Source organism: Geomicrobium halophilum (assembly GCF_014207655.1).
GTDB classification, from domain to species: Bacteria; Bacillota; Bacilli; order Bacillales; family Marinococcaceae; genus Geomicrobium; species Geomicrobium halophilum.
This window is the reverse complement of sequence record NZ_JACHHJ010000001.1, coordinates 271988-285678: the sequence shown is the minus strand read 5'-3', so window position 1 is coordinate 285678 and position 13691 is coordinate 271988. Positions and strand designations below refer to the sequence as shown.

10 protein-coding genes are annotated in these 13691 nt (G+C 44.2%); all 10 read right to left on the bottom strand.

Features of this window, described 5'->3' with window-relative positions:
- Positions 1-23 precede the first annotated feature (23 nt).
- The 10 genes from lonB to ilvC all read right to left on the bottom strand — a co-directional run bounded on the left by lonB (position 24) and on the right by ilvC (position 13689).
- Positions 24-1694, bottom strand: coding sequence for an ATP-dependent protease LonB (lonB, locus tag HNR44_RS01365; RefSeq protein ID WP_184402335.1), 1671 nt, complete (start codon positions 1692-1694; stop codon positions 24-26).
- Positions 1695-2009: 315 nt separating this feature from the next.
- Entirely contained in the window at positions 2010-3287 is a 1278-nt protein-coding gene (gene clpX / locus HNR44_RS01360) for an ATP-dependent protease ATP-binding subunit ClpX (protein ID WP_184402334.1), read from the bottom strand.
- A 408-nt stretch (positions 3288-3695) separates the two neighbouring features.
- A complete protein-coding gene (tig, locus tag HNR44_RS01355) occupies positions 3696-5024 on the bottom strand; it encodes a trigger factor (RefSeq protein WP_184402333.1) in 1329 nt (442 codons plus the stop codon).
- A 132-nt stretch (positions 5025-5156) separates the two neighbouring features.
- The gene (locus tag HNR44_RS01350) at positions 5157-6164 is read right to left on the bottom strand and encodes a tetratricopeptide repeat protein (RefSeq protein ID WP_184402332.1); all 1008 of its coding nucleotides are present in this window, start codon (positions 6162-6164) and stop codon (positions 5157-5159) included.
- Positions 6165-6192: 28 nt separating this feature from the next.
- Positions 6193-7620 carry a sodium/glutamate symporter gene (locus HNR44_RS01345; protein ID WP_184402331.1) on the bottom strand — a complete coding sequence of 476 codons (1428 nt, stop codon included), beginning with the start codon at positions 7618-7620 and terminating at the stop codon, positions 6193-6195.
- A 402-nt stretch (positions 7621-8022) separates the two neighbouring features.
- The gene (gene leuD, locus HNR44_RS01340; RefSeq protein ID WP_184402330.1) at positions 8023-8604 is read right to left on the bottom strand and encodes a 3-isopropylmalate dehydratase small subunit; all 582 of its coding nucleotides are present in this window, start codon (positions 8602-8604) and stop codon (positions 8023-8025) included.
- Positions 8605-8617: 13 nt separating this feature from the next.
- Positions 8618-10030 carry a 3-isopropylmalate dehydratase large subunit gene (gene leuC, locus HNR44_RS01335; RefSeq protein ID WP_184402329.1) on the bottom strand — a complete coding sequence of 471 codons (1413 nt, stop codon included), beginning with the start codon at positions 10028-10030 and terminating at the stop codon, positions 8618-8620.
- 13 nt (positions 10031-10043) lie between these two features.
- Positions 10044-11120 (bottom strand): 3-isopropylmalate dehydrogenase, encoded by a 1077-nt coding sequence (gene leuB, locus HNR44_RS01330; RefSeq protein ID WP_184402328.1) that lies wholly within the window; start codon positions 11118-11120, stop codon positions 10044-10046.
- Between the two features lie 15 nt (positions 11121-11135).
- On the bottom strand, positions 11136-12680 hold the full coding sequence (locus HNR44_RS01325; RefSeq protein WP_184402327.1) for a 2-isopropylmalate synthase: 1545 nt from the start codon (positions 12678-12680) through the stop codon (positions 11136-11138).
- Entirely contained in the window at positions 12667-13689 is a 1023-nt protein-coding gene (gene ilvC, locus HNR44_RS01320) for a ketol-acid reductoisomerase (protein WP_184402326.1), read from the bottom strand. Before ilvC ends, HNR44_RS01325 begins: the two co-directional genes overlap by 14 nt.
- Positions 13690-13691: the final 2 nt, after the last annotated feature.

The window sequence follows — 13691 nt, the reverse complement described above, 5'->3', positions numbered from 1 at the left end:
AACCATAGAAAGGTGTCTATAAATTATAGTTGAACAGAGGAAGAGGGCGCTTCTCCTACCGGGACTTGCTGACGCTTATGATCGTCTTGCTTCACGAGTACATTTGCAAATAGTTCATCCAATGTTTTAAGTGGAGTAACGGTGATATCCTCCATCTGATGTAACATCGTCTCGTCATTATCTGCAGGTATAAACGCTTTCGTCGCTCCAGCTTCTCTAGCCGCTGCCACTTTTGAAGGCACGCCGCCGACTGGTTTTAACGTTCCCCAAATACTTAATTCACCTGTGATGGCTACATCGTTTTTCACTTTCGTATGGTTAACCGCTGAATAAATAGCAGTGGCAATCGCTGCCCCAGCAGAGGGACCATCTATGGGGGTACCTCCCGGAAAATTCACATGAATGTCATACTGTTCTACTGGAACATGTAATCGCCGCAATACAGTCATCACGTTGTCCACCGAACTCCTTGCCATACTCTTACGTCGGATGGACCGCATCTGATTACCGGCATTCTCCTCTTCGGCAATCCCTGTGACTGTGAGCATTCCTGTCCCTTCCGTCTCTTTGGCTGTCGATTCAATTTCGAGGAGCATTCCTAAATCAGGCCCGTACACCGCAAGTCCATTTACGCGTCCAACGGCAGGTTCCGGATGAATGCTTTTTTCCGGTCTGCGGCTTAAACGACTGGCATGCACGACCCACTCAATATCTGAGACTTCGATCTCGTTTCGTTCTTCCGTCGTCGCAAGACCAGCGGCAATTTGTACGGTGTTTACAGCTTCACGACCGTTCGTCACATAGGAAGACACAGTGTCTAACCCTTTTTCCGCAATCACCATTTTCAATCGCTCCGCTGCTCTTTGCGCTACCGTTGCCAGCTCTTTTTGTTTGAGAGGGCGAAAATAGACCTCGAGGCAGCGCGAACGAATCGCCGGCGGGATCTCCTCTGGCGTTCGGGTGGTCGCACCGATTAAACGAAAGTCCGCAGGTAAACCATTTTTGAAAATATCATGGACATGCTGTGGAATTGACATGTTTTCTTCATTATAGTATGCACTTTCCAGAAAAACTTTGCGGTCTTCTAGCACTTTTAACAATTTATTTAGCTGGATCGGATGCAATTCTCCGATTTCATCGATAAAAAGCATCCCACCGTGCGCTTTTGTGATAGCTCCGGGTTTTGGCTGAGGAATCCCCGCTTGCCCCATCGAACCTGCCCCTTGGTAGATCGGATCATGAACGGAGCCAATTAAGGGGTCAGCAATTCCTCTTTCATCAAAACGAGCGGTTGTTCCATCCAATTCGATAAAGGGAGCTTCCATAAGAAAGGGCGAATTTGTATTCATTTTGGCTTTATCCATGACCAGGCGGGCAGCCGCTGTCTTGCCTACACCTGGCGGACCATAAATCAGCACATGTTGGGGATTAGGGCCGCAAAGCGCCGCTTCCAATGAACGGATCCCTTCATCCTGGCCAATGATATCAGTAAAAGATAAAGGACGGACCTTTTCTGCCAATGGCTCATTCAAAGAAACAGAACGTAATTTCTGAAGCTGATGCATTTCTTTTCTTGATTCCCGATCTACAGATACACGTTGGGTGCGTTGATTTTTAAGTAGGTTCCAAAAGTACAATCCGATAACAATACCGAAAAATACTTGTACAAGCATGATTAGTGACGTCCAGTTCATGATAAGTTCCTCCTCGCGCGGTCAAGCCATTGATATAGACTGTGCGCTCATCTTTGTAAGAGTTTACTGCTCGTTAGTATGACTCTTGAAGATGTGAGCTATGCCATTTACGAGGAGAAGTAAGTGGAAATTTTGGTAAGATCGCATCAGAATTTCACCTTATCTGTTCACCAAATCTTCAGGCGGGACCCTTAGCTCCTTGTACTATAAACGTTACGAAATTTAAACCCCTCTTTTTCGGGAAGCTTTTCCCGGTTTTTAAAGTAAAATACGGCATGAGTCAACGAATGACTCATGCCGTATCAAAATTTTATTCTAAGCACTTTCCCTTGGCTCGTCAAGCTTAATGAGTTCGCCGTCTTTCGTCGTTAATTCCGGCGATGATTCTTCCCGTACACACTCCGCAGTAATTGTGCATTTTTCAATGTCTTCTTTGGAAGGAAGATCGTACATCACGTCAAGCATGATCGCTTCGATAATTGAACGAAGGCCACGCGCACCTGTTTTCCGTTCAATGGCTTTGTTAGCGATTTCGCGCAAGGCTCCATCTGTAAATTCAAGTTCAACATCATCGATTTCCAACAATCTCTGGAATTGCTTAACAAGTGCATTCTTTGGTTTTGTCAAGATTTCAATCAGCGCAGTCTCATCGAGTGATTTGAGGCTTGAAATGACTGGAAGTCTTCCAATAAATTCTGGAATTAAACCATAACGAAGTAAATCTTCAGGGAGAATGTTTTCAAGGTATTGATCCTCGCCCATGTCTCCGCTTTCAGATTCTGATCCGAAGCCGATCACTTTTTTCCCAAGTCTGCGTTTGACCACTTGATCAATCCCGTCAAAGGCCCCGCCGCAAATAAAGAGGACGTTACTTGTATCAATTTGAATAAATTCTTGATGAGGATGCTTACGCCCACCTTGTGGTGGTACGCTTGCTGTTGTTCCTTCAAGAATTTTTAGGAGGGCCTGCTGAACACCCTCACCTGAAACGTCTCTTGTAATCGACGTATTTTCAGACTTACGTGCTACTTTATCGATTTCATCAATATAAATGATTCCTTTTTCCGCTTTTTCTACGTCGTAATCCGCAGCTTGAATAAGCTTTAAAAGGATATTTTCTACGTCTTCACCAACGTAACCTGCTTCCGTTAATGAGGTTGCATCTGCAATCGCAAACGGTACATTCAGAATACGAGCGAGCGTTTGCGCCATTAATGTTTTTCCGCTGCCTGTAGGTCCTATGAGGCAGATGTTACTCTTGGAAATCTCAACATCCTCCCCACTGGAGTTTGCGGCAGAATTTACACGCTTGTAGTGATTATACACAGCTACGGAAAGAGATTTCTTCGCGCTTTCCTGCCCGATCACATAATCATCAAGGATACCGTCAATTTCCTGCGGTTTAGGTACGGTTTCCAGTTCTACGCCTTCTTCATCCGTTCCTAGTTCTTCTTCGACGATTTCTGTGCAAAGTTCAATACACTCATCACATATATATACACCCGGTCCAGCTACGAGCTTACGGACTTGATCTTGTGTTTTTCCACAAAAAGAACATTTCAATTGTCCTTTTTCCTCGTTGAACTTGATCATGTTATTATTCACCCCTCACTGTATACTGTACCTTACACCTTAATCCAAGCCGTAGTCAAACAAAAGACTTTATCCTCCAGGTATAGGCTACCCATTCTTCCTAAGCTTTACGTTTCATATCACGAATTCATGCGTTATTTTTTTAAAAAGGTCTGTAGTCAGTGTTCAAAAAAAGGGGCATATCGACCAAGAAGACGAGTGTCAAGCACACAGCTTGCCCGTTCGAAGCATAGTTCCTCACGAAGGAATAGAATTTAACTTTTCTAAGGAGCGATACGCAAGGCTCGCCGCTTTGTAAGCCCATCCCTCAAGCGTGAAAATTATTTTTCTTTTCACGGATTTTTTGAACATCCTCTTTAAATACGATCGTGAAAAAAGGAAGGCACGATTGATTCTCGTGCCTATCTTTTACGCTTGTTGTTCTTCATCCTTTTCTTCTTTCGGTTCCACCGTAACACTTTGATCAACAAGGTATTTAACAGCATTTTGAATGCGAAGATCTTTTTTCAACGTCTCTACGCCGCCTTGCATATCAAGAAGCTGACGGATCTCCTCTTTGTCCCGCTGATACATTTCTGCCATGTCGTCCAGCTGCTTATCAACCTGTTCATCATCTGCTTCAAGCTCTTCAGCATCAGCAATGGCTTCTAGAACCAGGTTCATTCGAACACGCTTTTCAGCTTCAGGCTTAAATTGTTCTTTCATACCCTCTTCATCTGTACCTGCCATTTGGTAATACATATCCATGGTGATCCCTTGAGATTGGAAACGCTGTTCCATTTCTTGCACCATACGATCCGTTTCCGAGGTAATCATCGCTTCTGGAATATCAATACTTGCGTTCTCTGAAGCTTTTTCGACGACTGTATCTTGTTCGTGGTTTTCTTTTTCCTGCGCTTTATTGCTTTCAAGCTCTTCTTTTTTCTTCTTTTTCAATTCATCAATTGTTTCAACTTCTTCATCGACATCTTTCGCGAATTCATCATCAAGTTCTGGGAGTTGTTTCCGCTTTACTTCGTGTAGTTTAACGTTGAACGTAGCTGGTTTTCCCGCCAAATGCTCAGCGTGATATTCTTCGGGGAATGTGAGCTCTACTGATTTTTCATCCCCAGACTTTAAGCCAATCATCTGCTCTTCGAATCCAGGAATAAATTGACCTGATCCAAGTTCTAACGAATGATTCTCAGCTTGTCCGCCTTCAAAAGCTTCACCGTCGACGAAGCCTTCGAAATCAAATACAACTGTATCTCCGTTTTGAGCAGCTTCCTCATCTACGACAGCGAGGTCTGCTTGCTTTTCACGAAGCTGTTCAAGTTCTTGGTCGACGTCCTCATCAGTGACCGTTGTATCAAATTCCTCAACCTCAAGTCCTTTGTAGTCCCCAAGCTCAACCTCAGGTTTGACAACGACCTTAGCAGTAATGATAAGCGGTTTGCCCTTTTCAATTTGTTCTATATCAATTTCCGGTTGATCTACCGGTTCGATCCCAGCTTCTTCAACTGCCTTCGAATATGCCGAAGGAAGCACGATATCAACAGCATCCTGATAGAGCGCTTCTACTCCAAAACGTTGTTCAAATAGTTGGCGCGGAACCTTCCCTTTACGAAATCCAGGAATGTTCACGTCTTTTTTCACTTTTTGAAATGCTTGATCAAGCGCAGATTTAAACTCATCTGCTCCTACTTCTACGGTGAGGACGCCTTCATTTCCTTCGCCCTTTTCCCATTTAGCAGTCATTTATAAATTCCCTCCAAGTTTCATAGGTTACGCTTCCAGATTTACAACCATTATATTATAACACATCAATGCATCATTTCAATCAACTAGAATCACTTGTCACCACAAGAAGGTGATGTCGATTTATTTCTTCTACAATTGCAATTCAGTTACAAACGTATGCAATTTCTCTATTTCTTCTGCACTTGCCTCATATTGCCTTCTCACTTTTTCTGGATCCTCATCCCCGCCAATATAGTGAAGGCTTTTAATATGAAGGAGTGCAGCCCAATCAGTCGCTTTTGCTTCCGGCAGCTCAAGTGGGTAATATTCAAGGAAGATCCACTCCAAAAGCGATTGGGCTGTTTGATAAAGCATAGGATTGTCCTGCCCTAATACGGGTTCAAGGGAGTGAAGAATACTTTGCTTATATCCCTCTTCATATTCAGCAAAACTATCCAAGTGTACAGGAACTACATTGATTTCTTTGTCATATTTCCATATCTTGTTCGTTGTGCCGATTTCCCAATCCTTCATGGTCAACAGGATCATTGTCTTAAGCATCCCCATCGTATGGTGATTGACAAGCGCTAGTTGAAAGGTGGTTCTCACTTGCGGCCAACTCAGCTGCTTCAATTGTTGAAATGCGCTCCATTGCTTCTCAGGAGATGGATCCATGAGCTCTTCAAATACAGCCTCCTTGACATCCACAAGTTCATCTTCCTCATGTGAGCCTTCAACAATGGTTGTTGAACCTTCCCTCATTGTCCTGGCTGTTGCTAAAAATTGAAAGAATTGCTCGGCATATCTTGCTGGCAACTTCCCTTCACTTTGCACCATTTCTACTGTCGTTACAACTTTTTCCCATTCTCCAAGCTGGACAAGAGCAGATACGTAGAAGAAAAGTACATCATAATATTCTCCTACCCCTTCATGGAGCATTTTTTCTGCTGCTTCTTTTCCTTCTTTCAGCGCTCCCAGCTCAAGTAAACAAACAAGGCGCCCGTAGCGCGCCTCTTCATGTTTGTCATCATGTTGAAGAACTTGATTAAACTGTTCTAATCCTTGTTGAAAGTGTCCAGTTTCAAGGGAGGTTAGACCGTGGCTCAGCAAACGGCGGATCGTTCCCGGAAACATGACGATATTATCATTGTCACCCACAGTTCTTCTCCACCTAACTTTGAAGTCCTTATTGATCTCTCACACTATGGTTCTTCTCAGCCTTATTCTTCCCAAAATACAGGACTCCTAATAACCAGAAAGCTATCATAAGAATGGTTGCTGCAATTAAAACAGGGATCGGGCCAAACTGAAGAATAAACGGGATGGAAGCAGCTGTGACTAATCCACCGCCGACCATTGGCTCAAACAGAATTTGCTTGTAACCGAATGCCTTTAACGCCGGCGTTTTATTTTCAGGGTCAACAATCCTCATAAGCAAAATACCCGTGGCTGCAACCCCCATGGACTGCCCAAAGTCTCCCATCCCCCTTTCAAACCAGTAATTGGGAATCATTCTAGGTGCTAAATACATAAACATTATAATATTGAGGGTAACACCTACAACAGCGAGAATCACAAACGGAATGATGTTATCTCCAATCACAGCAAGACTTAACGTGGCCATTGCACTAACGATTAACAAGTCAAGAGCAAGACCCTGAATCCGACTAATCGTTGCATGATCCACAATCTCCACCTTATCCGTTTTAGCTATGAACACCTGTATAATAATACCGCCAATCATTGCAATCGGGAACAATGGCACATATTCAAATAGATACAGGTCCCAAGCACTTCCCCATGTAACATCTTCCAGCCAAACCAGGGCCTCTAATATGAAATAGCCGATAAAAATCGCCAACCCGACAAGTCCCAAGTGAAAAGCTAGTGGTTCAATGGAAATGGGGGATGTTGTCAATTCTCCAGCTGATTCACGATGCTCCTTTTTGACGACACCTGTGCGCTGATCTATGGAAATATCATCGGGGTGATTTAACGTCCTTGACTTCCCTTTTCTGGCCGCCCAGTTGATCAAGATGATTCCAACAATGACCCCGGATAAAAGTCCAATCGTTGCTAACCCGAGAGCTAAATCCTGCCCCTCTTCAAAGCCAATCGCTTCAAAGGTTCCGCCTAAACCTGCAGCTGTTCCATGGCCACCGACAAAACTAATTTCAATCAAGGCACCAACGGCTGGATCCAAATTAAATATAGGCGAAAGTACCGTTACGGCCAACAAGATCCCAGCAACATATTGGGCCCAAGATATTGTATATCCAAGCGCTACTTGGGGCCCGCCCGTTCGCCAGATTTCTTGTACTCTTGGAATGGCAAAACCAATGAAAAGACTAGCAAATATTACATTGATGAGCAGCCCAGGTAGTTCAGACCAAACCTCAAACATATCCTCAGTGAAGATTCCATAAGGCATAATTTGTTCATCAGTTATCCTGCCTAGAACTTCCGGTCCGAGAAGGAGGGCAAAAAAACCGCCAATTAACGAACTTGGCAAAAATAATTTTTGAAAAAGCGGCACTTTAAGCCTGATCCATTTCCCGATAATCAATATAATACTAAGGACGATAAGCGCAAATCCTACTACTTCTAAAGACAAAACCTCACCTTCTTTCTTCCATTAAATTGTATTCAAAAAGGAGGACAAAAAGAGCTGAATCATTCGAGCCAATGTAGCCTTCGAGTACACAACTTGTCACTTCGTGAGCATAGACGCCTCACGCAAGCAAACTGGCTTTGCTTTTTCAAGGAGCTAAGTGAAACAAGCCATAACAAAAGAAATTCCCATGACGAAAAAATGTTTTATCTTTTTCGATGAATTTCCCTGGACTTTTGCCCGTCCTCTTTAATACTCATATAAGTATACTTCCCAAACCCTCCGTCATTTTATCTTTTACCGTCAAATGTATCAACCTTTTTTCTTTTTCATCGATGAGATGAAGCCCATATTAAGAATATAGTGTCTTAGATAAAAAATACGCCCCTCATAGGCGTATTTTTGTTATTTTGCAGCTTCGTATTCTTTTAAATAATCCTCATACTGAAGTGTGATTCCAATTTCATCCAAGCCATATATCAGCATATTTTTCCAGTATGGGTCGATATCAAAGGAATGATGAGCACCTTCTTCATCTTCGATGGTTTGTTCTTCCAGATTGACCCTTAGTTGAAATGTTGATTCCTTCCCCTTTTCCAACCAAGAATGGACAATGTCCTCAGGCATACGGAGAGGTAATAATCCATTTTTGAAGCTATTATTGTAAAAGATATCACCAAAACTCGGGGCAATGATTACTTTAAAACCATAATCCTGTAGTGCCCAAGCCGCATGCTCGCGTGAAGAACCGCAACCAAAATTATGATCACTGATTAAAATCGAGGCGCCCTCCATATGCGGCTGATTCAAGGGAAAATCTGGATTTTTGGAGTCACCATCTAGAAACCGCCAGTTGTAGAAAAGAAATTGACCAAACCCTGTTCGCTCGACTCTTTTCAAAAATTGCTTCGGAATAATTTGATCCGTATCTACGTTTACATAAGGGAGGGAGGCTACACTCCCTCGGTGTTCGCGAAACGCTTCCATCCCTATCACCTTCTTAAGCTTGTGTCGTTACATCTAACTCCCGCACATCAACAAATCGTCCATGTACTGCCGCCGCAGCAGCCATAACCGGGCTCATTAAATGAGTGCGAGCGCCTTTCCCTTGACGACCTTCAAAATTGCGGTTCGACGTTGAAGCACAGCGTTCTCCTTCAGGCACCTGATCAGGGTTCATGCCTAAGCACATACTGCAGCCTGCATCCCGCCAGTCAAACCCAGCATCGATAAATACCTTAGACAGTCCTTCTTCCTCAGCTTGGCGCTTTACTTTCATTGAGCCCGGTACTACCATCGCACGCACGCCTTTGGCTACTTTTTTTCCTATTAAATAACGAGCGGCTTCGCGTAAATCACTGAGTCGTGCATTCGTACAAGAGCCGAGAAAGACGTGCTGGATTTGAATGTCTTCCATTTTCGTCCCCGGCGTTAACCCCATATAATCTAATGACTGCCTGATCGCCCTTTGTTCTGTTTCTGTCTTCCCTTCTTCAGGTGCCGGTACAGTCCCGTCAATGGCCACACCTTGCCCAGGGTTTGTTCCCCATGTGACCATTGGTTTTACTTCTGAGGCATCCAAAGTTAAAGTACTGTCAAAAGCCGCATCCTCATCGGTAGCTAATTGCTTCCATTCTTCCACCTGTGCCTGATAGGCTTCACCTTGTGGAACATTAGGGCGCCCTTCCAAGTAATCGAAAGTGACTTGGTCCGGGCTAATCAATCCGGCACGAGCACCACCTTCAATCGACATATTGCAAATTGTCATTCGCTCTTCCATTGTTAACCCGCGAATCGCTTCTCCCCGGTACTCTACAACGTGACCGGTTCCGAAATTAACGCCGTACTTAGCAATTAACGCGAGGATAATATCCTTGGCACTCACCCCTGAAGACAGCCTGCCGTCGATTTTAACTTCCATCGTTTTCGGGCGGTTTTGCCATAAGCTTTGAGTGGCCAGCACATGTTCGACCTCACTCGTTCCAATTCCAAAAGCCAGTGCACCGAAAGCACCATGCGTGGACGTATGACTATCCCCACACACAATGGTTTTTCCTGGTTGGGTTAAGCCTAGCTCTGGGCCTATGATATGAACAATTCCGTTGTTCGGACTATCAAGGCCTGCAAGTTCCACACCGAATTCGTTACAGTTATCGACAAGAACGTCGATTTGTTTTTTTGCAATTTGATCCGTAATCGACCAGCGATCTTTGGTAGGAATGTTGTGATCCATCGTTGCATATGTCAAGTCGGGCCGCCGCACGTCTCGTCCAGCTAATCTCAAGCCTTCAAATGCTTGTGGGGAGGTGACTTCATGTACTAAATGAAGGTCGATATACAATAAATCCGGTTTGGCTTCTTCCTGATAAACTTTATGGCGATCCCAAATTTTTTCAATAATCGTTTTCCCCATCCTGTCCCCCTCCTTATTCAAGTGCTTTTATGACAGCTTCCGTCATTTCCGTCGTAGTCACCACTCCTGTTGAATCCTGTGCAATATCTGCCGTTCGATAACCGTCTCCTAATACTTTCTCGATGGCTTCCTCTACCCGTGCCGCTTCTTTTTCTAATTGGAATCCATACTTCAGCATCATCGCCGATGAGGCAATGGCTGCCAATGGATTCGCAAGATTTTTACCTGCAATGTCCGGAGCAGAGCCGTGCACTGGCTCATAAAGACCCACCCCAGTTGCACCTAGACTTGCGGAAGGCAACAGACCTAATGAACCTGTAAGCATAGAAGCTTCATCGCTCAGAATATCTCCGAACATATTCTCTGTTACAATGACATCGAATGCATCAGGTTGTGAGATGAGTTGCATAGCCGCATTGTCGACGAGCATATGATCGAGTTCAACATTCGAGTAATCCGTTTTACACTCATCAACAGTTTCGCGCCATAATCTACTTGATTCCAGCACATTGGCTTTATCAACAGAAACGACTTTTCCTTTGCGTAATTGTGCAGCTTCGAATGCCCGTTTTACGATGCGTCTGATTTCCGACTTCTTATATACGAGAGTATCAACTGCCTGCTCTTCGCCATTCACCTCTTCACGTTTACGTGGCTCTCCAAAATAAAGCCCGCCTGTGAGCTCTCTTACAATAAGAAAATCAACTTCTTCGACTTTTTCTCGTTTTAATGGCGATGCTCCAACCAAAGATGAATAAGCCTTAACTGGGCGTAAGTTCGCGTATAGATCTAAAGACTTTCTGATTTCAAGCAGTCCTTTTTCCGGACGTTTGGCACCAGGAAGGTGATCCCAATCAGGACCACCTACAGCGCCTAGTAATATTCCGTCACTTTTTGCACTCATCTCTTTTGTTTCCTCTGGTAAGGGTTCACCTTTGGCGTCAATGGCACTCCCACCAATGTACCCTTCTTGGAAAGAAAATTTATGGTGAAACTTTTGAGCGATCCGTTCAAGTACTTCAATCGCTGCTGTGGTAACTTCGGGACCAATACCGTCCCCCGGAAGTACGGTAATCGTTTTTTGTGTCATATACATCGATCCTTATTATGAATTAATCGAAGGTTCTGGTTGTTCGGCTGGTGCTTCAGCAAGAATACGATTCACCGCATTAACATAAGCGTACGCGGAAGCTTCGAGCACATCATGGGCCGTTCCGCGGCCAATGGAGGATTGCTGATTATAGGAAACGTGAACGACAACTTCTGCAAGTGCATCTTCACCACCGCTGACAGATTGAATCCGATAATCATCCAATCGGATAGGAGAACCAACCATACGCTCAAGTGTATTATAAACCGCTTCAACACTTCCGGAACCAGTAGCGGCTTCCTGTGCTTCTGCACCATCAGGCATTTTCATGGTAATAGTAGCGGTTGGAATATTGTGCGTGCCTACATTGACTTGCAGTGAAAGCAGTTCATACGCTTTCGCTTCTGCCTCGACCTTATCAGCAGCAAGAAGCGCGAAGATATCATCGTCGGAGATATCTTTTTTCTTATTGGCCAATTGTTTAAACGCCTTAAAGACACGTTTTAATTCCTCATCCGGTGGATCAAAACCGAGCTCCAGCACTTTATTTCTGAAGGCATGCTTCCCGGATAATTTTCCGAGAACCAGTTTATTCGTTTCCACTCCTACAAGCTCTGGGGTAATAATTTCATAAGTGGTGCTTTCTTTTAGAACACCATCCTGATGAATACCTGATTCATGGGCAAACGCATTACTTCCTACGATTGCTTTATTGCCGGGAACAACATTACCGGTTAGTTTACTAACAAGGCTGCTCGTTCGCTTGATTTCCGGAAGATGAAGGTTTTGTTTAACTTGATAATAATCCTCGCGAATGTGAAGGGCTACAGCAATCTCTTCAAGCGAGGCGTTACCGGCACGCTCTCCAATTCCATTAATGGTACACTCGACTTGATCGGCGCCCCCCTCAACGGCCGCGAGTGAGTTCGCTACAGCCATTCCCAAGTCGTCATGGCAATGACTGGAAAGTGTGATATTTTCAGCTCCTTCAACATTCTCTTTCAAAAATTGGAACATAGCTTTAATTTCAGACGGAGATGTATAGCCGACCGTATCAGGAAGGTTGATCACATCCACTCCGGCTTTAATGACTTCTGTCATGATTTTTGTTAGAAAACCCCAATCCGTCCGACAGGCATCTTCAGCCGACCATTGCACAACGGAAAAGCGTTCTTTCGCATAACGAACCGCTTCCACCGATTCTTCAATGACTTGCTCCTGAGTCATATTTAATTTGTGCTTAATATGGACATCAGATGTTGCAATAAAAAGATGAATACGTGGGTTCCTGGACTCCTTTAATGCTTCCCAAGTGGTGTCAATATCACTTTTCACAAGTCGGGATAAGCCTGTTACTGTGCTATTTTGAACCGCTCTTGCAATCTGTTGTACGGATGTAAAGTCGGCATCATTAGAGGCTGGGAAACCAGCCTCTATAATGTCCACTCCAAGACGGTCGAGCTGCTTAGCAATTTTTAGCTTCTCTTCCCGGTTAAGATTCAACCCAGGTTGCTGCTCTCCATCCCGCAATGTTGTGTCAAAAAACTCAACTCTCCGCACGTGACACCACTCCCTTTTGATCGTTTTTTACAAATGGCATCATTTCTCGCAAGCGTTGGCCAACGGCTGTGATTTCATGTTCAAGTTCGCGTTTATTAATGGCGTTAAATTCCGGACGGTTCGCTTGGTTTTCTAAAATCCAGCCTTTAGCAAATTTACCCGTCTGAATGTCATTCAAGATTTCGCGCATTTCCTGCTTTGTCTCTTCAGTAATGATCCGTGATCCAGACTGGAAGTCACCCCATTGGGCTGTATCCGAGATCGAATATCTCATATGTTCAAGACCACCTTCATACATAAGGTCTACAATGAGCTTCATCTCGTGCAGGCACTCAAAATAAGCAATTTCAGGTTGATAACCCGCTTCGACTAATGTTTCAAAGCCTGCTTTGACGAGGGCAGTTGTTCCACCGCAAAGAACCGCTTGCTCACCAAAGAGGTCTGTTTCCGTTTCTTCCTGGAAAGATGTTTCGATAATTCCAGCACGGCCAGCACCAATTTGTTTAGCGTAAGCGAGGGCAAGCTCTTTTGCTTCACCATATGGGTCTTGATAAATGGCGTAGAGAGCGGGTACACCTGCGCCGGATTCGTACGTACGGCGAACAATATGCCCTGGTCCTTTTGGGGCAACCATGAAAACATTGACATCAGACGGTGGTTGAATCTGGCTAAAATGAATGTTAAATCCGTGGGCAAAAACTAAAGATTTACCACTCGTGAGCGCTGGTTTGATTTGTTGTTCATAGATTTGCGGCTGGTTTTCATCCGGAAGGGCGAGCATGATCACACTCGCTTTTTCGGTTGCTTCATCTACTTCATAAACGTTAAACCCTTCTTCTTCCGCTTTCTCCCATGATTTACCTCTGCGTAAGCCGACAATGACATCAACGCCACTTTCTTTTAAATTCAGGGCATGTGCGTGGCCTTGGGAACCAAAACCAATAACCGCGACTGTTTTTCCTTGTAGTGCACCTTCATTTACATCGTTGTTGTAATATACTGTTGCCATCT